The following is a 24,572-nucleotide window of genomic DNA, read 5'->3' on the forward strand; positions in this document are numbered from 1 at the left end:
TGACCACCGACCGACGAACCACTGGAGAACCGTTGTCCCGCCGCCCGCCGCCCGCCGCCCCGCCGCCCGCCGCCCGCCGCCCGCCGCCCCGCCGGTTTCGGTGCGTGCTCGGTCGTTCCGTGCGTGCTGCAACACGCGCCGGAGACACGAAGAGGCACCGAGAACGGCCGGGAACTCGTGCGGCGCGTGCGAGCGGGTGCGCGCGGTCCGCTGCGCACCCGCAGGACTCCCCGGCGTGTCTCGATCCGGTGACGCACCGCCGCGCCTGGTTGCCAAGGGGGCCCGGGGCGCGGGAACCTGTGGCACCCTCGGCATCGAGAGCCGGGGGACGCCCGCGCCCGCAGCGGGCCTGACGAAGGAGCTCGACATGGGTCTCGGTGCCTCGATCAAGCGTGACTTCACGCTCATGGCCATCCTCCTCATCCCCGTGGCCATCGCGATCAACGTCGTCGGGGGGCAGCTGGCCAAGACGCTCCAGCTGTGGATCTTCCTCGACTCCATCGGCACCTTCCTCGTCGCGATGCTGGCCGGGCCCTGGATCGGGCTGGTCACCGGGGCGCTGAGCGTGCTCCTGCTCTCCGTCGCGGACCCGACCATGGCGCCGTGGTCGGTCCTGGCCGCGGCGATGGGCTTCCTCGTCGGGTGGCTCGCCCGGCGCGGGATGTTCACCACGTGGGCGAAGGCGGCGATCAGCGCCCTCATCGTCACCGTCATCTCGGTAGCGGTCTCGGTGCTGCTGAGCTACTACCTCTACGGCGGCTTCACCACCTCGGGCGTCTCGATCCTGACCGGCGCGATCAACGACTACTCCGACCTGCCGCTCTTCTGGGCGATCGTCGCCTCCCACACGCCGGCCGAGCTGATCGACAAGTTCCTCTCCGTCGGTATCGCGACGCTCGTCGTGCGGTCGCTGTCGAACCGCGCCCTGCTGCGCTTCCCCAACGGCGAGATCTTCGTCGCCGCCCGCAAGCGGGAGCGCGGCGCCGCACGCACGGCGCCGTGACCGACGGCGCAGCATCCACCGACCCCGGGTTGCGCCCAGGACCGGGCGTCCAGGTCCTGACGGACCCCAACCCGGTCCTGGCCCTGAACCCGACGACCGTCGTGGTCCTCGGCGTGGTACTCGCCGTGCTCTCCCAGCTCGCCGGCCTGTGGTCGGTGGGCGCCGTCGTCCTCGTGTGCGTACTGGTGGCCGCCGCCGCGCGCCGGCTCCGCCCGTTCCTCGCGGCGTGGGCCTCCACCGTGGTGCTGCTCAGCGTCGTCATCGTCGCCCTGCAGACCCTCTTCATCGAGGGGCCGACGATCCTCTTCAGCCTCTGGATCCTGGACGGCACCCTCGAAGGCCTCGAGCGCGGCGTGTCCTTCGCGGCGCGCATCATGGGCGCCGGGACCCCGCTCGTGCTCGCCGCGCAGCTGAGCGACCGCCGCCGGGTCATGCTCGAGCTGGAGCGGCGCCGCGTGCCGCCCAAGGCCACCTACGTCGTCGTCGCCGCGCTCAACCTCATCCCCGAGATGCGCAAGCAGACCGGTGCGATCCTCGACGCACAGCGCGCCCGCGGCATCGAGACGGACGCCAACTGGTTCGTCCGCACCCGCGCCTTCCTGCCCACCCTCGTCCCGCTGATCCTCAGCTCGGTGCTGTCCGTGGAGGAGAAGGCGCTCGCCCTGCAGTCCCGCGGCTTCACGCTCTCCGGCCCGCGGACCTCCCTGTACGCCGTCGTCGACACCCGCCGGGACCGTGCGGTGCGGACCCTCCTGTGGGCCGTCCTGGCGGTCGCCGTCGTCGGAAGGATCGTGCTGTGGGTGCTGTGAGCGCCGCCGTGGAGGTCACCGACCTCGTCTACACCTACCCGGGCGCGGACGAGCCGGTGCTGCGCGGGGTCTCGCTGGCGGTCCCGGCGGGGACGCTCTGCGCCGTCGTCGGGCCCAACGGGGCGGGGAAGACCACGCTGTGCCACGCGATCCGCGGGTTCGTCCCGCACTTCTACAAGGGCGAGCTGTCCGGGACCGTCCGCGTGGGAGGGCAGGACGTGGCGGCCGCCGACGAGGACGAGCTGGCCCGCGGCATCGGGTACGTCTTCCAGAACCCCTTCACCCAGATGAGCGGCATCACCGACACCGTCTTCGACGAGCTCGCCTTCGGCCTGGGCAACCTCGGGGTGCCCCCCACCGAGACCCGCGAGCGGGTGGAGGAGGCGCTCGTACGCGCCGGCCTCGCCGACCTGCGCGACCGCCACCCGTTCCAGCTCTCCGGTGGCCAGCAGCAGCGGGTGGCGCTGGCGGCGGTGCTGATCATGGAGCAGCCGGTGCTGGTGATCGACGAACCCACCAGCCAGCTCGACCCCCGCTCGACCGAGGACGTCTTCGCGCTGGTCGCCGCGATGAAGGAGGCCGGCCGGACGGTGGTGCTCGTCGAGCACAAGATGTCCCTCGTGGCGGAGCACGCGGACCAGGTGGTGGTGCTCGACGGCGGCGAGGTGGTGCTCGCCGGGACCCCGCAGGAGGTCTTCACCGACCCCCGCACCGCCGCGCACGGCACCCTCCTGCCCGAGGCGGTGCGGCTCGCCGGGGCCCTGCGCGAGCGCGGCATCGACGTCCCCGGGGCGCCGCTGACGGTCGGCGCCCTCGCTGCCGCCCTCGGGGCCAGGGACGACGGCGGAGCCGACGTCGGCCCGGCCGGGGCCGCGGGGGAGGCGTGATGGCGCTCGTCGAGCTCGAGGAGGTCTCGTTCCGCTACCCCGGCGGCACGCTCGCCGTGGAGGGCGTCTCGCTCGCCGTCGACCCGGGGGAGTCGGTGGCGATCATCGGCCAGAACGGCGCCGGCAAGACCACCACGGTGAAGATGATGAACGGGCTGCTGCGGCCTACGGCGGGCACCGTCGGGGTGGACGGGGTGGACACGCGGACCCGCACGGCCGCACAGGTGGCACGCCGGGTGGGGTACGTCTTCCAGAACCCCGACGACCAGATCTTCAACAGCACCGTCCGGCGCGAGATCGCGTACGGGCTGCGCCGGCTCCGCCTGGACGGCAAGGAGTCGGGGCGGCGCGTCGACGAGGCCGCCGAGCTGACCGGCCTGCGCGGCCTGCTCGAGGAGAACCCGCACGACCTCCCGCTGTCGGTGCGCAAGTTCGTCACCATCGCGTCGGTGCTCGCCGTGGACCCCGACGCCGTCGTCCTGGACGAGCCCACCGCGGGGCAGGACCTGGCCGGCCTCGACCGCATCGCGGACATCACGTCCCACCTGGCGGCGCGCGGCCGCGCGGTCGTGACGATCACCCACGACATGGAGTTCGTGGCCCGGCACGTCGAGCGGGTGGTGGTGATGGCCGAGCGGCGGGTGGTGCGCGAGGGGCCCGCTGCGGAGATCTTCGCCGACGCCGCGGCGATGTCGGCGGCCCGGCTCGCGCAGCCGGCGGTCGTCGAGCTGGCCGCGCGGCTGGGGCTGACGGGTGTCGGCCTCAGCGTCGACGCGCTCGCTGACGCCCTGCGCGCGCGGAGCTGAGGCGGACCGGCCCGAACCCGCCCCGCTCGCCGCTGGATCCTGTTCCTGCGAGCCACACTCGGCGCGCGCGGCGGGCTCCGGTGCGGCGGGGTGCGGCGCGGCGGGGTGCGGCGGGGTGCGGCGCGGCGGGTGCGGCGGGGTGCGGCGCGGCGGGTGCGGCCGGACGCGCCCTGGGGAAGTGCTCCTGCGCAGACGAAGTGCTTCTGGACCGACTTGATCTGCCCGAGAGCACTTGAAAGCCCGGCCCCCCTCGTGGCGGCCGAAGGCTCCCGCTCCGGAGCCGCCCCCCGGGGCCACCGGTTTCCGGACCGGCGCCGGACGATGCACGCGACCAGCGCCGGACGATGCACGCGACCAGCGCCGGACGATGCACACGACCGGCGCCGGACGGTGCACGAGGTCCCGGCCGGGTGCCTCTACGATGAAGACGGTTCAGCACCACAGCCCGGACCGCACCCAGCGCCGGGAGACTCGGAGGTTCACCGGTGGCCAGCACGCGCCCCTCGCACCTGATCCGCACCGCCGCCGCGCTCGCCGCGGCGGGGCTCGCCCTGGCCGGGTGCTCCGCCCAGCCGGGCACCGCGGCCACGGTCAACGGCACCACGATCAGCGAGAACGAGGTCGACGAGGCCACCTCCGAGTTCATCGCCCTGACCGGGCAGGAGGACGTCACCCCGGTGGCGGTGCTCAACACCCTGGTCGAGGGCGAGCTGCTCGACCCGATCGCGACCGAGGCTGGCTACGCCGTCTCCGACGCCGAGGTGCAGCAGTTCTTCCTCGAGCAGGCGTCCCTCGGCGGGGCCGCGCAGCGTCCCGACGTCGAGTCCGAGGCGTTCCTCGACCTCGGCCGCTACCTGCTGCAGTACAACGAGATCTACGCCTCCCCGGACGCGCAGGCCATCTTCGCCGAGGCCGAGACGGCACGGCAGGAGGCGGACATCGAGGTCAACCCGCGCTACGCGCAGACCGACGACGCCGGTGCCTTCGTCCCGACCGTGCGCGACTGGATCCACCAGGGCGAGCCCGTCCCCACGCCCGCCGGCTGACCGGGCCACGCCGACGGCGTGGCGCTGTTCACACACCCTGGTACCGCTCCCCGGGCGGATGGTCCCTCGCTGTCGGGTTTGCCCCGTACTACGGTTGACGATGTTTGCGAACCTGCACCACCCACCGACTGAAGGAGTCACCTGTGGCCAGCATCGAGGCCGTTGGCGCCCGCGAGATTCTTGACTCGCGCGGCAACCCCACCGTGGAGGTCGAGGTCGCGCTCGAGGACGGCACCGTCGCGCGCGCGGCAGTGCCCTCCGGCGCGTCCACCGGCGCGTTCGAGGCCGTCGAGCGCCGTGACGGCGACAGCTCCCGCTACCTGGGCAAGGGCGTGCAGAACGCCGTCGACGCCGTGATCGACACCATCGCTCCCGAGGTCCTCGGCATCGAGGCGACCGAGCAGCGCATCATCGACCAGACCCTCATCGACCTCGACGGGTCTGCCAACAAGGGCAAGCTCGGCGCGAACGCCATCCTGGGCGTCTCCCTCGCCGTCGCGAAGGCCGCGGCCGAGTCCGCCGGACTTCCGCTGTTCCGCTACGTCGGCGGCCCCAACGCGTACCTGCTGCCCGTGCCGATGATGAACATCCTCAACGGCGGCTCGCACGCGGACTCCAACGTCGACATCCAGGAGTTCATGGTCGCCCCGGTCGGCGCGCCGACCTTCAAGGAGGCGCTGCGCTGGGGCGCGGAGGTCTACCACTCCCTGAAGTCCGTGCTCAAGGCCCGCGGCCTGGCCACCGGCCTGGGCGACGAGGGCGGCTTCGCCCCGAACCTGGAGTCCAACCGCGCCGCGCTCGACCTCATCCTGGAGGCCATCGAGAAGGCCGGCTACAAGCCGGGCGAGGACATCGCCCTGGCCCTGGACGTCGCGTCCACCGAGTTCTTCTCCGACGGCGCCTACCAGTTCGAGGGCAGGGCCACCTCGCCCGCGGACATGGTCGCCTACTACGAGAAGCTCGTGGCCGACTACCCGCTGGTCTCCATCGAGGACCCGCTGAGCGAGGACGAGTGGGACAGCTGGGCCCAGCTGGTCTCCCAGGTCGGCGACCGTGTCCAGATCGTCGGCGACGACCTTTTCGTGACCAACCCCGAGCGCCTGGCCAAGGGCATCGAGCTGCGCGCCGCCAACTCGCTGCTGGTCAAGCTCAACCAGATCGGCTCCCTCACCGAGACCCTCGACGCCGTCACGCTCGCGCAGCGCAACGGCTTCACCGCGATGGTCTCCCACCGCTCCGGCGAGACCGAGGACACCACGATCGCGGACCTGTCCGTCGCCGTGAACGCCGGCCAGATCAAGACCGGTGCGCCCGCCCGCGGCGAGCGCATCAACAAGTACAACCAGCTCCTGCGCATCGAGGAGGAGCTCGACGACGCGGCGGTCTACGCCGGTCGCAGCGCCTTCCCGCGCGCCCCGCGCGCCTGACCGGGACCGCCCGCCGGGCCGGCAGCGGGGCCCTGACCGGCCCCGCCCGGTGACCGGGCGGTAGCTGCCGCGACGCCGGGAGCCCGGTGCGTCGTCGTCCTCCGGGGCGACTCACGCACCGCGGCTCCCGGCGTTCGTGCGTCCGATGGGAGACGATGGAGCCCATGAGCAGTCGCCGCCCCAGCGCGCCCCGCGCAGCCGGCGCACGCTCCCAGCAGGGCCGGAGCTCCGCCGCGCGCCCCGCACGGTCCGGCGCCAAGCCCGAGGCGCGACAGGGCGCGGGCAGGGCCGGATCGCGTGCCGCGCGAGCCGCCGGGACCTCGGGCGGTGGACGCCCCGCCGGCCCGCAGAAGGGCTCGAAGGCCGCTGCGTCCGCGACCCGTCCGGGGGCCTCGCGCCCAGGCTCCGCGCCGCGGCCCGCCCGCACCGCCGGAACCGCCGCGGAGCCGGCCACGCGACGGTTCCTCAGCTTCGGGGCGCCCGGCCCCGACGGCGAGCCGCGCCCCACGGTGAGCCTGCGGGCCCTGGCGCTCTTCCTCGTGGCCCTCATGGCCTTCGCCGTGCTCGCCCCGACGCTGCGCTACGCCGTCGCCCAGCAGGAGGAGCTGCGCGAGCTCAACGCGCAGGTCTCCGAGGCGGAGGAGCGCAACGCCGACCTCGAGCGCCAGCTCGCCCGGTGGCAGGACCCCGAGTACGTCCAGGCCCAGGCGCGGGACCGGCTCGGCTACGTCATGCCGGGGGAGACGCCCTACGTCGTCGTCGACCCGGAGACGGTGACCGGCGGGGAGAGCGCGGCGGAGGCCGAGGCGGCCGAGCGCGCCGTCGAGCGGGCCGCCGCGACCCCCTGGTACCTGCGCGCGTGGGAGTCGGTGCAGGTGGCGGGGGAGTCCGTGGTCGGCGAGGAGGATCCCTCGGGGCTGACCGTGCCGGCGGAGGAGCAGACGCCGTGAGCCCGCGCGGCCGCGGCTCGTCGGCCCGGCCCGGCACGCGTAGGACAATGGAGGTGTGACCGACCAGACCGCCGTGACCGAACGTGACCTCGAGGTCCTCGCCGAGCAGCTCGGCCGGGTGCCGAGGGGCGTCGTGGAGATCGCCGCCCGCTGCGTGTGCGGGCGGCCACTGGTGGTCCGCACCGCCCCCCGCCTCGACGACGGAACCCCCTTCCCGACGTCGTACTACCTGACCTGCCCGCCCGCCGTGCGCGCGGCGAGCACGCTCGAGGCCGAGCACGTGATGGAGGGGATGAACGAGCGGCTGGCCGCCGACCCCGAGCTCGCCGAGCGCTACCGCCGCGCCCACGAGGACTACCTGGCGCGCCGGGCGGAGCTCGGAGAGGTCGAGGAGATCGCGGGCGTCTCCGCGGGCGGCATGCCCACCCGCGTGAAGTGCCTGCACGCCCTGCTGGGCCACACGCTCGCCGTCGGGCCCGGGGTGAACCCGTTCGGGGACGAGACGCTGCGCCTCCTCGAGGGCACCTGGAGCCCCGCCCGCTGCTCCTGCTGACGGCGCGGGCCGTCCCCGCAGCCGTGACGAGAGCCACGCAGGGGCTGGGTTCCACGTCCCGGACGCGGGCGGGCGCGGCCGGTCGCCGTCACGTAGGGTGGCCTGCGGTGCGCCGGGAAGTCTGGTCGGCAACGTCTTTGTCGACCGAACCGGAAAGGGCCGCGCATGCCGCACCGCGAGCCGCACGGGCACCACCACATCCCCACCGCCACGAGCTACGGCACGCGCCGCAGGATCCGGGTCCGCCTCCAGAACGAGACCTTCACCGGAGCCCTGCTGCTCGGCGCCGCCGTCCTGGCGCTGCTCTGGGCGAACTCGCCCTGGCGCGGCGCCTACCAGGCCCTCGCCGGGTACGAGATCGGGCCGGCCGCGCTGCACCTCGACCTCTCGCTCTCGACCTGGGCGGCCGACGGGCTCCTCGCGATCTTCTTCTTCGTCGTGGGCCTCGAGCTCAAGACCGAGTTCGTCACCGGTTCGCTGCGCAAGCTCGACGAGGCGCTGCTCCCGATGGCAGCCGCGGTGCTCGGCATGGCAGCGCCCGCACTCATCTACGCCGGCATCCAGGCGGTCAGCGACTCCGACGGCATGGGCGGCTGGGCGATCCCCACGGCCACCGACATCGCCTTTGCGGTCGCCCTGCTGGGCATCTTCGGGCGCGGTCTCCCGCCCACGCTGCGGGTCTTCCTGCTCACCCTCGCCGTCGTGGACGACCTCCTCGCCATCACGGTGATCGCGGTCTTCTACACTGAGGAGATCCACCTGCTGCCGCTGGTCGGTTCCCTCGCGCTGATCGCCCTCTTCGGCCTGCTCGTCCAGCGGCGCGTCACGTCCTGGTGGCTCCTGGTGCCGATCGCAGTCGTGGCGTGGGCGCTCATGCACGAGGCGGGCGTGCACGCGACCGTCGCGGGCGTGCTGATGGGCATGACCGTGCCCGCCCGGCGGCGCCACGGCGAGCGGGAGCAGCTCACGCACGCGTTCGTCGAGCGCGTCCAGCCGGTCTCCGCCGGCTTCGCGCTGCCCGTCTTCGCCTTCTTCGCCGCGGGCGTCTCGGTGGTCGACTCCGGCGGCCTCGGCGAGGTGCTCGGCGACCCGGTCGCCATCGGCGTCGTCGCCGGCCTCGTGGTGGGCAAGACGCTCGGGATCTGGGGCGGGGTCGCGATCCTCACGAAGGTCACGCGCCTGCGGCTCGGCCACGGCGTGGACCTGGCGGACCTGCTCGGTGTGGCGATGCTCGCCGGCATCGGCTTCACGGTGTCCCTCCTCATCGCCGAGCTGTCGTTCGGCCCCACCCCGGCCGGCGACCACGCCAAGTTCGCGGTGCTCCTCGGGTCCCTGGTCTCCGCGGTGCTCGGCGGGGTCACCCTCCGCGCCCGCGCACGGGTCCGCGTGCGCGGACGCGGGGCGCGGGTGGCCCGCCGTGCGGGGTGACTGCCCGGGCGGGCGGTGTCAGGCGGAAGTGACCGGGACGCGTTTGTCCCGTGCGGTGCCGCCCTCGTGCGGGCCGCTCGGAGAGGCCCGCACGCGGACGAACTTCTCGATGTCGTACCGGCGCCACACCCGCTGGTAGCGCGGCTCGAGCGTCGGCAGGACGACGGCGGCGTCGAGGACCTGGGGTGCGGAGACGTCGTAGGTGGTGCCCTTGCTCCTGAGAACGGCGTGCCCACCGGCCAGGAGGTTGCGCAGCCAGTCGACCTTCTCCCCGTACGGGAGCGGGATCACGAAGCCGCCGTCGAGCGGCACCGCGACAACGGGGGTCGCGTACTCCCGACCCGAGCGTCGCCCGGTGTGCCGGAGCACCGACGCGTACCAGTGCCGCCGCCCGGCGAGTCGCAGCATGACCGGGTTGAGGACCCGCTTGTTGAACTGCGCCACGGCGTCCTTGGTGCGCGGGCCGCCCGAGCGCAGCACGACGAAGAACGCCACGACCGCACCCACGGCACCGACGGCCCACCAGAGCAGGACCTTCCGGAACCGGTGCGTCATGACGAAGCCTCCTCGGGGCGCTCCTGCACCGCGGCGAGCACGTGGCGCAGCTTGCCGCTGCGCGGGCTGACCTGCGGGCCCTCGTCGGCCAGCGCGAGATCCACCGGTCCGCAACCATGGTTGCGCAGCAGCTCGTCCAGCCGGTCGCGGACGCGTCGCCACACGTCCTCCCGGTCGGCGCCGGGATCGACGTCGAGGCGGACGGAGAGCGAGGCGGGCGCCCGCTGCAGCACCTGGAACCGCCGCACGCCGGGGGTCTCCTCGACGACCGTGGCGAGCGCCATGGGCAGCACGCTGACGCCACCGTCCGTTCCCGGGAGCCGCAGGATGTCGTCCGTGCGCCCCTCCACCTGGATCGTGGGCAACGGGCTGCCGCAGGCGCACCGCGCGGCCCCGAGCACGACGCTGTCGCCGAGCTGGTAGCGGATCACCGGCTGGACGTAGTTGGCGAGGTTGGTCACCAGCACCGAGTCGGACCGGGCCCCGCGGGGCACCGGCCGCCCGGCCGCGTCGACGGGCTCGAGGACGAACCAGTCGCTGTTCACGTGAAGGCTGCCGAGACGGCAGGGCAGGGCTAGCGGCATGGCCTCGGACGCCGCGTAGGCCTCGGTCACGACGCATCCGAACACCGCCTCGGCGCGTCGGCGAACGGCGGGCAGGAGCAGCTCGCCACCGGTGGTGACGACCACCGGGGAGATCCTGAGGCGACCCGCCTCCTGCTCCTCGGTCAGCAGGGCCAGCGTGCTGGCGTACGTGGCCAGCAGGGTGGGTCGGAACGCGTTGAGCTCCGCCACCAGATCGGGCAGAGGCTCCAGAACCGAGAAGAACCGGGTGTAACGTCTCCGGACCGGATGGGCCCGCAGCCGCCTCTCGAACATCGTGGTGCTGAGGAAGTGCCCGCCGCGTGCGAAGACCGCGGCCTGACGGAGCCCCTGGGCCACGATGCGGCGACCGAGCCCTGGCGGCAGCGCCCCGGCGGCCCGCGCGTAGGACAGCCCGGTCATCACCGTGACGGAGCGGGGATCCTGGACCAGGAGCGCAGGTTCGCCGGTGGATCCCGACGTCGTGAACACCACGTACCGCCCGAGAAAGTCCTTCCCCAGGTTGGCCTCGTCGGCCACGAACGCCTCCACGCCCGTCCGGGAGACCGCCGGGTCGGTGACCCAGTCGTCGAAGCGCTCCATCAGCGCAGGCTTGCCGACGGCGGGAAGCCGCCGCAGGCCGCCGGGCCCGAGCGGCCCCGGGGGCACGCTCCGGTAGTGGTCGGCGTAGAAACGTGACGAGGAGCGTGCCCGGGCGACGAGCGCCTCGAGGCGCACCTCCTGCCGTGACGCGACCGCGAACGGCCCGCCACGGGTCGTCCGCCAGGCGTCCCAGGCGACGCCCGTCAGGGTGAGTCGATCCTCGCGGTCCTCGCTCATCGCGGACGCTCCCTCCGGCCGGGGATGCTGCGCGCTACTCGGGTTCCGTGACCTCCGCGACCTGCGCACCGAGAGCTGTGACCAGGTCGGCCGCGTCCACCATGGCGGCGACGCCGTGCGCTCCCGCCCCGATCGAGACCGTCCCGGAGATCGTCCCGTCCACGACCACCGGCCAGGCGCGGGTGGCGCCGAACGGCGTGATCGTGCCCCGCTCGTAGCCCGTGACGTCCTTCGCGGTGGCGGCGTCGGGCATCGACATCCGGTTCACGCCGAGGAGCGCCCGCAGCTTGGGCCAGGAGATCGCCCGGCCGCCCGGCACCAGGACGAAGAGGTAGTCGTCCTCGCCGCGGCGCACCACCAGCGTCTTGATGACCGCCCCGGGGTCGACGCCGCGCGCGGCCGCCGCCTCGACGAGGCTGGAGACCCGGCCGTGCCGGGTGACGGTGAAGTCGATGCCGGACCGCTCCAGCGCCGCGATCGCGCGTTCCTCGCTCATGGAGGCCAGCGTATGCGCCGGGCCGGCGCCCGACCCCGCCCGCGCGGTGAACGCGAGCGTCGTGGCAGGGTTGTCCGGTGACTCGCGTAGCGGCCATCGACTGTGGCACCAACTCCATCCGTCTCCTCGTCGCCGACCTCGAGCCGGACGGACCCCGCGGCACCCGGCTGACCGACGTCGAGCGCAGCATGCAGATCGTCCGCCTCGGTCAGGGCGTGGACCGCACCGGCCGGCTCGACCCCGCGGCCCTCGAGCGCACCCTCGACGCCGCACGTGACTACGCCGAGCGCTGCCGCACCCTCGGCGTGGAGCGGATCCGGTTCGTCGCCACCTCGGCCACCCGCGACGCCGAGAACCGCCAGGACTTCGTCGACGGCGTCCGCGAGGCGCTCGGCGTGACCCCAGAGGTCATCTCGGGCGAGGAGGAGGCGGCGCTGAGCTTCGCCGGCGCCGTCAGCGTCCTCGACCCCTCGCACCCCGGCCCGTACCTGGTCGTCGACATCGGAGGCGGGTCCACGGAACTGGTCCTCGGCGGCGCGGCACCGCAGGAGGGGCTGTCGATGGACGTCGGCTGCGTGCGGCTGACCGAGCGGCACCTGCGCACCGACCCGCCCACCGCCGCCGAGGAGGAGGCCGCCCGGGCGGACGTTCGCCGCATGCTCGACGACGCCTCCGCCGTCGTCCCGCTCGGGCGGGCGCGGACGCTCGTGGGGCTGGCGGGCTCGGTCACCACGATCACCGCCCACGCGCTCGGGCTGCCGGCCTACGACCCGACGGCGATCGACGGGGCCGCGCTCGAGGTTCCCGAGGTCCTCGCGTCGTGCTCGGCGCTCCTGCACGCCTCGCACGAGGAGCGGGCCGCGATGGGGTTCATGCACCCGGGGCGGGTGGACGTCATCGGGGCGGGCGCGCTGGTCTGGTCCGAGATCGTCGCGCGGGTCGCGGCCGAGGTCGAGGCCGACGGCGGCGCGCTCGGGCAGGTGGTCACCAGCGAGCACGACATCCTGGACGGGATCGCGCTGTCGCTGGTGCGCTGAGCCGGTTCAGCCCTCTCAGCGGTGGCCGCGCGGGTGCTGCGCCGCACGCCCGCGCACCCGCACCGCCGCGCGCACGCGGAGCAGCACCGCGCCGAGCACGGCGGCGATGAACGAGCCCAGCAGCACGGCGACGCGCGCGTGGGCGGAGGCGGGGTCGGCGGGGTCGAAGGACAGGCTCGCGATGAGCAGCGAGACGGTGAAGCCGATGCCCGCGACCATCGCCACCGGGAAGATGTCCGCGAGGTCGATGCCGCTCCCCAGCCGCAGCCGGGTGAGCTTCGTCAGCAGTGCCACGCCGCCCCAGATGCCGAGCAGCTTGCCCAGCGGGAGCCCGACGTAGACGCCGATCGCGACCGGGTCGGCCAGCATCCCGCCGAGGCCCCCGGAGTCCACCACCGAGACGCCCGCGGCGAAGAACGCGAAGATCGGCAGCACGAGCCCGGCCGACCACGGCTGGATGCGCTCGACGAACCGGTGGGTCATGGCCTCCCGCTCGCCGTGCCGTGCCAGCGCGGGCACGGTGAGCCCCATCAGCACACCGGAGATCGTGGCGTGCACGCCGGAGGCGTGCATCAGCGCCCACGCCACCACCGCTATCGGGACGAGCAGCCACCAGGAGGTGACGCGCCGGTTCACGAGCACCGCGAACAGGGCGATGAGAGCGAGCGAGCCGAGCAGCGCGAGGAAGTGGATCTCCTCCGTGTAGAAGATCGCGATCACGGTGATGCCCAGCAGGTCGTCGACGACCGCCAGGGTCAGCAGGAAGGTGCGCACCGCGGGCGGCAGGCCGCGGCCGAAGATGCCGAGGACGGCGACGGCGAACGCGATGTCGGTGGCCACGGGGATGGCCCAGCCCTCGTACCGCCCCGACCCGGAGACCGCCTGGATCACGGTGTAGACGAGCGCGGGACCGATCATCCCGAAGACGGCCGCGAGGATCGGCACCAGCGCGAGCTTGACGTCGCGCAGGGCGCCGGTGACGAACTCGGTCTTGAGCTCGAGCCCGACCACGAAGAAGAAGATCGCGAGCAGCCCGTCGGAGGCCCAGCCGGACACGGGCAGCGCGAGGTGCAGCGACTCGGGCCCGACGACGTACCCCGACAGCGCCTGGTAGCTCTCGCGCCACGGCGAGTTCGCCCAGATCAGGGCGACGACGGCGCCGGCGAGGAGCACCATGCCCGCGAAGGTCTCGTTCTCGAGCTTGTGGCGGTAGGCGCTGAGGATCCCGGGGCGTGTCCGGTCGGTCGTTCTGCTCATCGTCGTGCATGCTCCCTGCGCTGGCTCGCCGGGCTCGCATGGGCAGCGTCGACCGGCCTCGATCTGGCCACGATAGGGCGCGAGGCGGGGGGAACCGCACAGTTGCCGCCTGTTGCCCCGGCTCCCATGGGCCCGACGGCGGCGCCGCGGCGTGGCCGGGACGCGTGCGGCCGGCGTCGGTCCGGTCGGGCAGGATGGGACCGACGCCCCCATAGCCCAACTGGCAGAGGCAGCCGGCTTAAACCCGGCGTAGTACGGGTTCGAATCCCGTTGGGGGCACGGTCGGCCGCGGGCCGGCACGGGCCCCGGGGAACCTCCGCGGGCAGGTGCTCGTTGGGCGGCCAGGGGCTACCAAGGGCACCGACGTGGTTGTTATCACGGGACAAAGGTCCCCGCTCGGGGGGGCTCCCCGGCGGTACGGAACTTACGATGGACCGCATGGCATCCTTCCTGCGTTCCCTCGCCGTCAGCAGCTCCGTGGCCGCCCTCGCGGGCGCCGGTGCCCTTGCTGCGAAGTCCCTGCAGGCACGTGGGGAGGAGTCGGTCCGGCCGGTCCTCCACGGTGGCCGCACCCCGCGCATCCTCGTCGCCGGTGGCGGCTACATCGGCCTGTACACGGCCACGACGCTGCGCAAGCACCTGGGCCGTCAGGACGCGGAGATCGCCGTCGTCGACCCGCGTCCCTACATGACCTACCAGCCGTTCCTGCCCGAGGCGGCGGCCGGCTCGATCGAGCCGCGCCACGTCGTGACCTCGCTGCGTCGTGAGCTCAGGGGCACCAGCGTGCTCACCGGCTCCATCACCGAGATCCGCCACGCCGAGCGCAAGGCGGTCATCAAGCCCGTCAACGACGACCCCGCCTACGAGGTCACCTACGACCACCTCGTCGTCGGGCTGGGGTCCGTCGCCCGCACGCTGCCGATCCCCGGGCTGGCCGAGAACGCCATCGGCTTCAAGCACATCGAGGAGGCCACCGCGCTGCGCAACCGCGTCCTCAACAAGCTCGCCGAGGCCGCCTCCACCTGGGACGCCGAGAAGCGGCGCCGGATGCTCACGTTCGTCTTCGTGGGCGGCGGGTTCGCCGGCATCGAGGCGATCGGCGAGGTCGAGGACATGGCCCGCACGGCCACCAAGGAGTACGACTCCATCGACCCCGAGGACCTTCGCTTCGTCATCGTCGAGGGCGCCGGGCGCATCCTGCCCGAGCTGGGCGAGGAGCTGGGCGGGTACGCCATCGAGCAGCTGCGCGAGCGCGGCGTCGAGATCCACCTCAACACCTTCCTCAACTCCTGCGTCGACGGCGTCGTGGAGCTCTCGACGGGCGAGAAGTTCGAGGCCGACACGATCGTGTGGACCGCGGGCGTCAAGGCCAACCCGGTGCTCGCGAACACCGACCTCCCGCTCGACGCTCGTGGCCGTGTGCGCACCAACGCCTCGCTGCAGGTCGTGAACGAGGACGGGACCGTCGTCGAGGGCGCCTGGGCCGCCGGCGACAACGCCGCCGTGCCGGACCTGACCTCCTCGGACCCCGCCGCCACCACCGCGCCCACGGCCCAGCACGCCGTGCGCCAGGGCAAGCAGCTGGGCGAGAACCTCGCGCGGGTGCTGCGCGGGGAGCAGCCCGAGGAGTACCGCCACGAGAACATCGGCACCGTGGCGTCTCTCGGCCTGTACAAGGGTGTCGCGCAGATCATGGGCTTCAAGTTCCGCGGCCCGCTCGCCTGGTTCATGCACCGCAGCTACCACGTGCTCGCGATGCCGTCCTTCGAGCGCAAGGTCCGCATCCTCGCGGACTGGACCGAGGCGCTGTTCTTCCGCCGCGAGCTCGTCTCCCTCGCCGCCCTGCAGAACCCGCGGGCCGCGTGGGAGGCCGCCGCCGCGTCGGGCAACAAGCCCGCGGCCCCCGGTGTGGCCCCCGCGGCCGCCGGCGCGAAGATCGCGGACAAGTCCGGCACCGCGAAGGTCGCCGAGAAGAAGTAGCCCCCGCACGAGGGACAGCGACGCACGAGGGGGCGCCGGCCACGGGCCGGCGCCCCTCGTCGTTCCTTCCGGTGCGTCAGCGGGCGGCGGCGGCCCGTGGGCCGCCGGTGGGCGACGAGGCGTGAGGCACTGCCCTCAGCCGGGCCGCACGAGCCCCGTCTCGTAGGCCAGCACCACGGCCTGGACCCGGTCACGCAGCTCGAGCTTGCCGAGCAGGTTGCCGACGTGCGTCTTGACCGTGGTCTCGGAGACCACGAGGCGCGCGGCGATCTCCGCGTTCGACAGCCCCTCCGCGACGAGCCCGAGCACCTCGAGCTCGCGGGCGGTGAGCCGGGCGAGCCGCGGGTCGCGGCCGTCGCCGGGCCCGCCCTGCGCCCCGGCCGGCAGGTGCCGGCCGAACAGCTCGAGCATGCGGCGGGTGACGCGCGGGGAGACGACGGCGTCCCCGTGGGCGACGGAGCGGATCGCCTGGACCAGGTCGGCCGGCCGGGTGTCCTTGAGGAGGAACCCACTCGCCCCGGCGCGCAGTCCGGCGAAGGCGTACTCGTCGACGTCGAAGGTGGTCAGGATGAGCACCTTCGAGGCCGGATGCTCCTCGACGATCCGCTCGGTGGCCTCCAGGCCGTTTATGCCGGGCATGCGCACGTCCATCAGGACGACGTCGGGGGAGAGGGCGGCGACCATCTGCACGGCGGACTCGCCGTCCGCGGCCTCGCCGACCACCTCCAGGTCGTTCTCGGCCTCCAGGACCATGCGGAACCCCATGCGCAGCAGCGACTGGTCGTCCGCCAGCAGCACCCGAACGCTCACTCGTCCCCCTCCCTGTTCCAGCCCAGCTCGGCGCGGACCCGCCAGCCCGTCGGCGTCGGCCCCGCCTCCACGTGCCCGTCGTAGACGGCTGCCCGCTCGCGGATGCCGATCAGCCCGCGGCCGCTGCCGACCATGGCGTCGCCGGCCGTCCCGGAGTCATTGTCCACGGTGACGACGACGTGCCCGTCGAGTCGTTCGACCGTGACGTCGATCCGGGGGCTGAGCCGCGCGTAGCGCAGCACGTTGGTCAGGCACTCCTGGACGATGCGGTAGACGGCGAGCTGCAGCCCGGCGTTGTCGGGCAGGGGCGGGCCGGACTCGGTGAGCCGCACGGGCAGCCCGGTCACGCGGAAGCGCTCGACGAGGTCGGCGATGTCGTGGGCGGCGGGCTGGGGCGACAGCGGGGCGGCCTCGCCGCCGAGGCTGCCGTTCGCCGGGCCGGGGCCCGGGGCGGGGGAGTCCTCGCGCAGCACGCCGACCATGCGGCGCGTGTCGGCGAGCGCGGAGCGGCCCGTCTCGGCCAGCTGCTCCAGGGCCTCGCGGGCCTGGTCGGGCTGCCGGGACATCGCCGCGGAGGCGCCGTCGGCGAGGGTGATCATGACGGACAGGGAGTGGGCGACGACGTCGTGCATCTCGCGTGCGATGCGGGTGCGCTCGGCCGAGACGGCGAGCTGCTCGCGCTGGTCCCGCTCGAGGACGAGCTGGCGGGTGCGCTCGAGCAGGCTCTCCATCTGCAGGCGCCGGCCGCGGGCGCCGGTGCCGAGCGCCACGGCGACGACCGAGAGCACCAGCACGGAGATCTGGACGACGACGAGCGCCTGGAGCTGGCTGATCTCCTGGACCTGCTCGGAGTGCGGCGTGGTGGTGGTGACCACCGCGGTCTCCTGGGTGACGTCCATCCACAGCAGGAGCGAGGCGCCCGAGACCACGTTGAGCAGCGCCAGGCAGCCCCACGCGGTGGAGGTGGGCCGGTGCGCGGCCACGGCGTAGAGGGCGAGGACCGCCGCGATCTCGACGGTGGTGGTGTCCTGGCTGACCGCGAGGGAGACGGCGAGCAGCACCGTCGTCGCGGTGAGGACCCGGACGGGCGCGGTGCGGCGCCACCACAGGGCGAGGGCGGTGAGCAGGACGACGGCGGCGACCGTCACCCTCTCGGCCGGCCCGGGTCCGCCGTCGGCCAGGACGTCGGGGACGAGCTCGCCCGTCACCGCGGGGACGAGGTAGGCGCCGACCACGATCGCGTCCACGACGCGCGGGTGGTCCACGGCGAAGCGGCGGACGGGTCCGGCGCGGCGTACCGAGGCCTCGTCGAGCCTGGTGGCGGGCGGTGGCCCGGCCGGAGCTGCGACCGGGGGCCGCTCGCCCCCGGGCGCGGCGGCGTGCGCCGCAGGCGGGACCTGCGGCGCACGGCCGGCGTCGGGGGACACGGTGATCAGGCGTCCCGGCGGCGCAGCGACCAGGCGCCCGCGGCGAGGGCGACGACGGCGTACGCGCCGACCACCGCCACGCCCTGCCACGCGCTGAGGTTCTCGTTGGAGCCGAAGTACCCGCTGATGCCGAGGAAGGCCGTCGCGGCCGGCAGCGGCAGGTACGTCATGACGTCCTGGACCCACTCGATGTTGATGAACTGCAGGATCATCGGCAGGAGGAGGAGCAGGCCGAGCACCGCGGTGATGGTGCCGGCGGTGTGGCGGAGCACGGCCCCGAGGCCGAGGGCGGTCAGCGCGGTGGCGACGAAGAAGTAGACCATGCCGCCGAACGCCTGCCAGGTGAGGGAGTCGTCCAGGGCCGGCACGAGGTCGTGGTCGGACAGCAGCGGCATCGTCACCAGGTACGCGGCGGCGAGGCTGACCACACTCACCACGAGGGTGACGACGACGAGGGCGAGCGCCTTGGCCGCCAGCACGGGCAGCCGGCTCGGCACCGCGGCGAGGGTGGAGCGGATCATGCCGGTCGAGTACTCGCCCGTGATGAGCAGGACGCCGAGGACGGCGACGGTCACCAGCCCGAACTGGTAGCCGCCGATGACGAACTCGGCACCGTGCAGCTCCTCGACCGGGACGGACATCGGCGGGTCGAGCAGGAACCGCACCGACGACGCCTGGGCCAGGGCCAGCAGCGCCATGACAGCGACGGTGATGCCCAGGGTCCACCAGGTCGAGCGGAGCGAGAGCAGCTTGATCCACTCGCCGCGCAGGACGCCGGCGAAGGTCAGCCGGGCGTCCACCGCCGGGCGGTGGGTCTGCGGACGTGTGGGCGCGGCGGGGGTGGTGGTCGTGGTGCTCACTTGAGGGCCTCCTGCCCGACGGCGGGGTTGATCTGGGCGGACTGGGTCTCGGAGCGGTACTCGACCGCGTCCTGGGTCAGGTTCATGTAGGCCTCCTCGAGGCTGGCCCGCTGCGGCGTGAGCTCGTGGAGCACGATGCCGTTCGCCGCCGCCGTCTCGCCGACCTGCTCGGCGGTGACGCCCTGCAGGGCGAGGACGCCGGCCTCGGCGGAGGAGACGGTCGCGCCGGCGGCGCGCAGGCGCTCGGCGAGGGCGCCGGCCTGCGGGGAGCGGACGTGGACCGTGGTGCCGGTGACGGAGTCGATGACCTCCTGGACCGGGCCGGCGGTGATGATCCGGCCGCGGCCGATGACGAGGAGCTGGTCGGCGGTCTGCGCCATCTCGGACATCAGGTGGGAGGAGAGGAAGACGGTGCGGCCCTCGCCGGCGAGGTAGCGCACCAGGGTGCGGACCCACTTCACGCCCTCGGGGTCGAGGCCGTTGACCGGCTCGTCGAGAATCAGCGTGCGCGGGTCGCCGAGCAGGGCGGAGGCGATGCCGAGCCGCTGGCCCATGCCCAGCGAGAACCCGCCGACCCGCTTGCCCGCCACCCCGGCGAGGCCGGTCATCTCGATGACCTCGTCCACGCGCCTGGCGGGGATGCCGTGGGTGGCGGCCATGGTCCGCAGGTGCGACCGGGCGCTGCGGCCCGGGTGGACCGCCTTGGCGTCGAGCAGCACCCCGACCTCCTTCAGCGGCGAGCGGTGCTGCGTGTACGGCCTGCCGTTGACCGTCACCGTGCCGGAGGTCGGCCGGTCGAGGCCGACGATCATGCGCATCGTGGTGGACTTCCCGGCGCCGTTGGGGCCGAGGAACCCGGTGACCGTGCCCGGCTGGATGGTGAAGCTCAGGTGGTCGACGGCGGTCTTGCTGCCGTAGCGCTTGGTGAGGTCGTGCGCCTCGATCATGACGTGCCCTTCTGCGTGGAGCCGGTCGGCGGTGCCGTGGGCGGCAGGCCGTCGTGCTGGTCCCCACGCTATGGGGGACGGGCCGCGGGCGGATCGACGGCTGGGCTGATTCCTGCGGGCCTGGGGGCTCCGCCGTCGCGGGGAGGACCTCGTCCTCGAGGACGAGACGCAGGAGGGCCCGGCCGGTCCTCCAGGCCGAGACGAGAGCCGCGACGCCGCAGGTGGGACGGGAACATGGACAGGCCTCGTCCCGTTGTACCTTTCAGCAGTATCGCGCACCTGCGGGTCCGTCCGGCCCGTACGATGAGGCACAGGCCAGCGACTTTGGTCCGGGGTCCGAACACGCGGAACCCGGTTGCCGCGACCAGGAGGCACATACGTGAGCAATCCCGTCTTCGAGAAGAGTCCGTACTTCGGCGCCAACGCCCAGCGGACCCCGAACGGCTACCCGAGCTACCCGGGCTACGCCCCCCAGGGCGGCGCCGGCTACTCCCCCCAGGGCGGGTACGCCCCGCAGGGGTACGCCCAGCCCGGCCAGCCAGGTGCCGGGTACGGCGCCTACCAGCCCGGCCAGGCCTACCAGCCCGGCCAGGTCAACGACCTCGAGCACGCCTACCGTCAGCCGGCCGCCGCCCCCGCGGACACCGGCCGGATGACGTACGACGACGTGATCGTCAAGACCGGGCTCGTCCTCGGCGTCATCATCGTGGCCGCGGCGTTCAACTGGCTCGTCATGGACGCCAACATGCTCCTGACGTTCGGCGGCGCGATCGTCGGCCTCGTCCTGGGCCTGGTGAACTCCTTCAAGCGCGAGCCCTCGCCGGCGCTGATCATGGCCTACGCGGTGGCCGAGGGCCTGTTCCTCGGCGGCATCTCCGCCGTCTTCGAGGCCCAGTGGGGCGGCATCGTCCTCCAGGCGGTGCTCGGCACCACGGCCACCTTCGTCGCCGCCCTGTTCCTGTTCAAGTCCGGCACCGTCCGTGTCACCCCCAAGCTGACCCGGTTCGTGCTCATCGCGCTCGTCGGCTACGCGCTGTTCTCGCTGGTCAACGTGGTCCTCATGCTCACCGGTGTCTCCGACGACCCGTGGGGCCTGCGCACCGGCGTCACGCTGTTCGGCATCCCGCTGGGCGTCCTGCTCGGCGTCTTCGCCGTCGGCCTGGCCGCGATCTGCCTGATCATGGACTTCGACGCCATCAAGCGCGGCGTCGAGGCGGGCGTCCCGGGCCGTTTCGCCTGGTCCGCCGCCTTCGGGCTCGCCGTCACCCTCGTGTGGCTCTACATCGAGTTCCTGCGCCTGCTCGCCATCCTGCGCGGCAGCGACTGACACGTCCCGACCGTCGTGACGGCGGCCGTCCCTCCCGGGGGACGGCCGCCGTCGTCGTCGGGGCCTGTGCTTTCCGGCGCGGCCGGTGGTCGGCCATGGGTACCGTGGGCGCACCCGAGACGAGGTGGAGCCATGGCGCACGCGAGCGCAGAGGGTCCGGACCTTCTCGACGTGCTCGTCGTGGGGGCCGGGCCGACCGGCCTGACGCTCGCGCTGGAGCTGGCGGCGCGGGGCGTGCGCCTGCGCGTGGTCGACAAGGCGCGCGACCGCGTCCACGAGTCGCGCGCCCTCGCGATCCAGCCGCGCACCCTGGAGGTGCTGGCCCGCGACGGCCTCGCCCGCGAGCTCGTCCGGCGGGGCAACCCGGCTGTCGAGCTGCGGATGCACCTCAGCCGGCGCACGGTCCCGCTCGGCCTCTTCGACCTCGGGCTGGAGGACTCGGCCTTCCCCCACCTGCTCTTCCTCTCGCAGGCCGCGACCGAGCAGGCGATCGGCGAGCGCCTCGCCCGGCTGGACGTCGCCGTCGAGCGCGCCGTCGAGCTGACCGGACTCGTGCACGAGCGCGAGGCCGTGCGCTGCTCCCTCCGCCACGCCGACGGCACCGAGGAGGCCGTGCGGGCCCGGTACGTCGTGGGCTGCGACGGGGCGCACAGCACCGTGCGGCGCGCGGCCGGGATCGCGTTCCGCGGGCGGCCCTACCCGCCGACGTTCGTGCTCGCGGACCTCGAGGCGGACGGCCTCGAGCCGGGCCCGGCGCACGCCTTCGTCTCCGGGGACGGCGTGCTGTTCTTCTTCCCCCTCGGTGACCCGGCCACCTGGCGGATGATCGCCATGCGGCCGCGCGGGCAGGAGGCCGCGGCGGGTGAGCCCGTCGCTCTCGAGGAGCTCCAGGGCCTCGTCGCCCGGTTCACGGCTGGCGTCGGGCTGCGTGACCCGGTGTGGACCACCAACTACCGCCTGCACATGCGCGGCGCCGCGGCGTACCGCGCGGGCCGGGTGCTCCTCGCCGGGGACGCCGCCCACATCCACAGCCCGGCCGGGGCGCAGGGCATGAACACCGGGATCCAGGACGCCGTCAATCTCGGCTGGAAGCTCGCCCTCGCCGTCGCCGGGCGGGCCCCGGACCGCCTGCTGGACACGTACGAGGCCGAGCGCCTGCCGGTGGGCCGGGCCGTGCTCCGGCTGAGCGACCGCGCGTTCACCGTGGCCACCTCGGCCGCCGCACCGCTCCGGTTCGCGCGGGCGTGGCTCGCCCCGGTCGTCGTGCCGCTCGTGCTCCGGCTGACCCGGCTGCGGGCGGCGGGTTTCCGCACCGTCGCCGAGCTCACCGTCGCCTACCGGCGCAGCCCGCTGTCGGTCGACGGACCGGGCGCCCCCCGGCGCGGCCCGCGTGCCGGCGACCGGCTGCCCGACGCGCCGCTGACCGACGGGACGCTCCACGACGCCGTCGCCGCGCGGGCCTTTCACCTGCTGCTGTGCGGGCCGCCGGGGCGGTGGCCCGAGGCGCAGGTCCGGGCCCTCGAGGACCGGGACCTGCACGTCCACAGGCTCTCGCGCGGGCCGCGCCCGGCCGCCGGCGAGGGCGGCCGGGACGGCGACGCCGTCGCCCTGGACCGGCTGGGCGTCCCCGGGGCGACGACGGCGCACCTGCTGGTCCGCCCGGACGGGCACCTGGCGTACCGCGGCGGCTCCGACCTCGCGGGCCTGCAGGCCTACCTCTCCACGTGGCTGCCACGCTGAGGCCGGCCGTGCCAGGAGGTCACTCCACGCCGACGACGTCCACGACGAAGACGAGGGTGTCGGTGCCCTTGATCCCGGCCTGCGGCACGCCGCGCGGGCCGTAGCCGTGCTCCGGCGGGATCGAGAGCATCACGCGCGAGCCGATCTGCTGGCCCACGAGCCCGTCGTCCCAGCCGCCGATGACGACGCCCATCCCGATGGGGAAGGAGATGGTGTCGCCGCGGTCGTAGGAGTTGTCGAAGACGTGCCCGCCCCACGTCTGGCCGAGGTAGTTCACCACGATGGTGTCCCCGGCCTGCACGGTGTCGCCCGAGCCCTGCTCGAGGACCTGGACCTGCAGGCCCTCGGGTGCCGAGGAGCCGGGGAAGGTGAGCTCCGGCTTGTCGCCGAAGCTGCCGGTGGCGGTGGGAAGCTCGCTCATGGGGTCCTCTCGTCGGGGCCCGGCCGGTGCCGGGCTACCGGTTCAGGGTACGGGCCGGTCCGTCGGGGCAGGGTCGTGGCTGCGGGCTAGGGTCAAGAGAGTGACCACGAGAACGCGCGCTTCTGCCCCCTCATCTCCGGCGACCGTCCCCCTGGACCGCAAGGTGTTCGCCGGGGTCAGCAACTCACCCACGGGACAGGTCGGCGGCGCCACGCGCTTCCGGTACCGCGAGGACGACGGCGTCATCTGGGCGGAGTACGCAGGCGGTGACGTCGTGCGAGGGTTCCTCGTCGGGACGCGCCAGGAGGACCGACTGCACTTCCGCTACACACACCTGGATGCCGACCGGATGACCGCCAACGGCGTGTGCGAGAGCCGGATCGTGGTGCTCCCGGACGGCCGGGTGCGCCTCGAGGAGTCGTGGGCGTGGGAGTCGCGGCCCGAGAGGGGGACCAGCGTGGTCGAAGAGGTCCGCGAAGCTTCCTGATCGCACCGAGGATCGGCGACGCGGCGCAGACCGCACCCCTGAGGCCTCTGCCCGAGGTTCGCCAGGATGACGCCGGTCTACACGGCGCCGGGGGTCGGCGGGGCGATCTCGACCTGTGCGGGGACCTCGTCCTGCCTGACCAGCCCGACCGGGCAGGTCAGGCCGTTGGGGCCGTGGTTGCAGTAGCCGCCGGGGTTCTTGTGGAGGTACTGCTGGTGGTAGTCCTCGGCGTAGAAGAACTCGCCGGCGAACGGCAGCAGCTCGGTGGAGATGGTGCCGTGGCCGTGGTCCGTCAGGACCTGCTGGAACGCGTCGCGCGTGGCGCGCGCGGCCGCCTCCTGGCCGGGAGTCGTCCAGTAGATGCCGGAGCGGTACTGGGTCCCGACGTCGTTGCCCTGGCGGTTGGGCGTGGTGGGGTCGTGGTTCTCCCAGAACGCCTTGAGCAGGAGCTCGGGAGAGGTCTTCGCGGGGTCGTAGACCACCTGCACCGCCTCGGTGTGACCGGTCAGGCCCGTGCACACCTCCTCGTACGTCGGGTACGGAGTGAACCCGCCGAGGTAGCCCGCTGCCGTGGAGATGACTCCCGGCTGACGCCAGAAGATCCGCTCGGCCCCCCAGAAGCAGCCCATCGCGACGTAGAGCACCTCGGAGCCGGCCGGCCAGGGGCCCTGCAGCGGGCTGCCGAGCACCTCGTGGGTGGTGGGCACCGCGTAGCCCGGAGCCGGGCGGCCGGGCAGGGCCTCCTCGGCGGTGACCATCTGCGTCCTGCGGCCCAGTCCGAACATGCGTGCTCCTCCAAGAAAGTGCGTCCACAGGTGCGAACACCGCGGGCGGTGGTGTTCTTCCCCGTCGACGCGCCGAATCCGTCCACAGCCGCGGCGCGGGCCCGGGGGACCTG

The 24,572-nt window shown here is 73.6% G+C and carries 24 protein-coding genes and 1 tRNA gene; 15 read left to right on the forward strand and 10 right to left on the reverse strand.

Annotation, left to right across the window (positions count from 1 at the left end):
- Positions 1–367 precede the first annotated feature (367 nt).
- From ABD774_RS15415 to nhaA (ABD774_RS15455), 9 genes are all read left to right on the forward strand, one after another.
- Positions 368–1,003: a hypothetical protein gene (locus ABD774_RS15415; protein ID WP_345042999.1), complete on the forward strand. Its 636-nt coding sequence runs from the start codon at positions 368–370 to the stop codon at positions 1,001–1,003.
- On the forward strand, positions 1,000–1,812 hold the full coding sequence (locus ABD774_RS15420; RefSeq protein WP_345043002.1) for an energy-coupling factor transporter transmembrane component T: 813 nt from the start codon (positions 1,000–1,002) through the stop codon (positions 1,810–1,812). Before ABD774_RS15415 ends, ABD774_RS15420 begins: the two co-directional genes overlap by 4 nt.
- On the forward strand, positions 1,800–2,699 hold the full coding sequence (locus ABD774_RS15425) for an energy-coupling factor ABC transporter ATP-binding protein (RefSeq protein ID WP_345043004.1): 900 nt from the start codon (positions 1,800–1,802) through the stop codon (positions 2,697–2,699). The genes ABD774_RS15420 and ABD774_RS15425 overlap by 13 nt, the downstream gene beginning before the upstream one ends.
- Positions 2,699–3,505 carry an energy-coupling factor ABC transporter ATP-binding protein gene (locus tag ABD774_RS15430; protein WP_345043006.1) on the forward strand — a complete coding sequence of 269 codons (807 nt, stop codon included), beginning with the start codon at positions 2,699–2,701 and terminating at the stop codon, positions 3,503–3,505. Before ABD774_RS15425 ends, ABD774_RS15430 begins: the two co-directional genes overlap by 1 nt.
- Before the next feature lie 485 nt (positions 3,506–3,990).
- Entirely contained in the window at positions 3,991–4,551 is a 561-nt protein-coding gene (locus ABD774_RS15435) for a SurA N-terminal domain-containing protein (protein ID WP_345043009.1), read from the forward strand.
- A gap of 143 nt (positions 4,552–4,694) precedes the next feature.
- Positions 4,695–5,978 (forward strand): phosphopyruvate hydratase, encoded by a 1,284-nt coding sequence (gene eno / locus ABD774_RS15440; RefSeq protein WP_345043011.1) that lies wholly within the window; start codon positions 4,695–4,697, stop codon positions 5,976–5,978.
- 164 nt (positions 5,979–6,142) lie between these two features.
- Entirely contained in the window at positions 6,143–6,928 is a 786-nt protein-coding gene (locus tag ABD774_RS15445; protein WP_345043013.1) for a septum formation initiator family protein, read from the forward strand.
- Positions 6,929–6,983: 55 nt separating this feature from the next.
- Positions 6,984–7,481 carry a DUF501 domain-containing protein gene (locus ABD774_RS15450; protein WP_345043016.1) on the forward strand — a complete coding sequence of 166 codons (498 nt, stop codon included), beginning with the start codon at positions 6,984–6,986 and terminating at the stop codon, positions 7,479–7,481.
- 165 nt (positions 7,482–7,646) lie between these two features.
- A complete protein-coding gene (nhaA, locus tag ABD774_RS15455; protein ID WP_345043018.1) occupies positions 7,647–8,909 on the forward strand; it encodes a Na+/H+ antiporter NhaA in 1,263 nt (420 codons plus the stop codon).
- An 18-nt stretch (positions 8,910–8,927) separates the two neighbouring features.
- Here the strand turns inward: nhaA (ABD774_RS15455) and ABD774_RS15460 are convergent, their stop codons facing one another.
- Genes ABD774_RS15460 through ABD774_RS15470 form a run of 3 tightly spaced genes read right to left on the reverse strand, consistent with a single transcriptional unit; the run spans position 8,928 to position 11,381 of the window.
- A complete protein-coding gene (locus tag ABD774_RS15460; protein WP_345043020.1) occupies positions 8,928–9,464 on the reverse strand; it encodes a nitroreductase/quinone reductase family protein in 537 nt (178 codons plus the stop codon).
- Positions 9,461–10,885: a phenylacetate--CoA ligase family protein gene (locus ABD774_RS15465; RefSeq protein WP_345043023.1), complete on the reverse strand. Its 1,425-nt coding sequence runs from the start codon at positions 10,883–10,885 to the stop codon at positions 9,461–9,463. The genes ABD774_RS15460 and ABD774_RS15465 overlap by 4 nt, the downstream gene beginning before the upstream one ends.
- Positions 10,886–10,919: 34 nt before the next feature.
- Complete coding sequence (locus ABD774_RS15470; RefSeq protein WP_345043025.1) at positions 10,920–11,381, reverse strand: aminoacyl-tRNA deacylase; 462 nt, start codon at positions 11,379–11,381, stop codon at positions 10,920–10,922.
- A 77-nt stretch (positions 11,382–11,458) separates the two neighbouring features.
- On the opposite strand from ABD774_RS15470, the gene ABD774_RS15475 reads away from it, so the two are divergent.
- A complete protein-coding gene (locus ABD774_RS15475) occupies positions 11,459–12,418 on the forward strand; it encodes a Ppx/GppA phosphatase family protein (RefSeq protein ID WP_345043027.1) in 960 nt (319 codons plus the stop codon).
- A gap of 15 nt (positions 12,419–12,433) precedes the next feature.
- Here the strand turns inward: ABD774_RS15475 and nhaA (ABD774_RS15480) are convergent, their stop codons facing one another.
- Positions 12,434–13,675: a Na+/H+ antiporter NhaA gene (gene nhaA, locus ABD774_RS15480; protein WP_345043029.1), complete on the reverse strand. Its 1,242-nt coding sequence runs from the start codon at positions 13,673–13,675 to the stop codon at positions 12,434–12,436.
- Positions 13,676–13,880: 205 nt separating this feature from the next.
- Here nhaA (ABD774_RS15480) and ABD774_RS15485 point away from each other — a divergent pair.
- Both ABD774_RS15485 and ABD774_RS15490 read left to right on the forward strand, forming a co-directional pair.
- Positions 13,881–13,954: transfer RNA gene (locus tag ABD774_RS15485), tRNA-Leu, on the forward strand.
- 159 nt (positions 13,955–14,113) lie between these two features.
- Positions 14,114–15,655 (forward strand): NAD(P)/FAD-dependent oxidoreductase, encoded by a 1,542-nt coding sequence (locus ABD774_RS15490; protein ID WP_345043031.1) that lies wholly within the window; start codon positions 14,114–14,116, stop codon positions 15,653–15,655.
- Between the two features lie 135 nt (positions 15,656–15,790).
- On the opposite strand, the gene ABD774_RS15495 is transcribed toward ABD774_RS15490, so the two are convergent.
- Genes ABD774_RS15495 through ABD774_RS15510 form a run of 4 tightly spaced genes read right to left on the reverse strand, consistent with a single transcriptional unit; the run spans position 15,791 to position 19,699 of the window.
- Positions 15,791–16,465, reverse strand: a complete 675-nt coding sequence (locus ABD774_RS15495) for a response regulator (RefSeq protein ID WP_345043034.1) — start codon at positions 16,463–16,465, stop codon at positions 15,791–15,793.
- Positions 16,462–17,892 (reverse strand): sensor histidine kinase, encoded by a 1,431-nt coding sequence (locus ABD774_RS15500; RefSeq protein WP_345043036.1) that lies wholly within the window; start codon positions 17,890–17,892, stop codon positions 16,462–16,464. Before ABD774_RS15500 ends, ABD774_RS15495 begins: the two co-directional genes overlap by 4 nt.
- Positions 17,893–17,897: 5 nt before the next feature.
- Complete coding sequence (locus ABD774_RS15505; protein WP_345043038.1) at positions 17,898–18,752, reverse strand: ABC transporter permease subunit; 855 nt, start codon at positions 18,750–18,752, stop codon at positions 17,898–17,900.
- Complete coding sequence (locus ABD774_RS15510; RefSeq protein ID WP_345043040.1) at positions 18,749–19,699, reverse strand: ABC transporter ATP-binding protein; 951 nt, start codon at positions 19,697–19,699, stop codon at positions 18,749–18,751. Before ABD774_RS15510 ends, ABD774_RS15505 begins: the two co-directional genes overlap by 4 nt.
- Before the next feature lie 379 nt (positions 19,700–20,078).
- Here ABD774_RS15510 and ABD774_RS15515 point away from each other — a divergent pair, with 379 nt between their 5' ends.
- Together ABD774_RS15515 and ABD774_RS15520 are read left to right on the forward strand one after the other, a co-directional pair.
- Positions 20,079–21,026, forward strand: coding sequence for a Bax inhibitor-1/YccA family protein (locus ABD774_RS15515; RefSeq protein ID WP_345043043.1), 948 nt, complete (start codon positions 20,079–20,081; stop codon positions 21,024–21,026).
- A 132-nt stretch (positions 21,027–21,158) separates the two neighbouring features.
- Positions 21,159–22,766: an FAD-dependent monooxygenase gene (locus tag ABD774_RS15520; protein ID WP_345043045.1), complete on the forward strand. Its 1,608-nt coding sequence runs from the start codon at positions 21,159–21,161 to the stop codon at positions 22,764–22,766.
- Between the two features lie 19 nt (positions 22,767–22,785).
- Here ABD774_RS15520 and ABD774_RS15525 read toward each other — a convergent pair whose 3' ends face one another.
- A complete protein-coding gene (locus ABD774_RS15525) occupies positions 22,786–23,187 on the reverse strand; it encodes an FKBP-type peptidyl-prolyl cis-trans isomerase (protein ID WP_345043047.1) in 402 nt (133 codons plus the stop codon).
- 100 nt (positions 23,188–23,287) lie between these two features.
- Between ABD774_RS15525 and ABD774_RS15530 the strand changes: the two genes are divergently transcribed.
- Positions 23,288–23,674 (forward strand): avidin-fold protein, encoded by a 387-nt coding sequence (locus ABD774_RS15530; protein WP_345043049.1) that lies wholly within the window; start codon positions 23,288–23,290, stop codon positions 23,672–23,674.
- Positions 23,675–23,751: 77 nt separating this feature from the next.
- Here ABD774_RS15530 and msrA read toward each other — a convergent pair whose 3' ends face one another.
- The gene (gene msrA / locus ABD774_RS15535) at positions 23,752–24,459 is read right to left on the reverse strand and encodes a peptide-methionine (S)-S-oxide reductase MsrA (protein WP_345043052.1); all 708 of its coding nucleotides are present in this window, start codon (positions 24,457–24,459) and stop codon (positions 23,752–23,754) included.
- Between the last annotated feature and the right edge of the window lie 113 nt (positions 24,460–24,572).

The sequence above is a fragment of the Georgenia daeguensis genome (assembly GCF_039537705.1).
GTDB classification, from domain to species: Bacteria; Actinomycetota; Actinomycetes; order Actinomycetales; family Actinomycetaceae; genus Georgenia; species Georgenia daeguensis.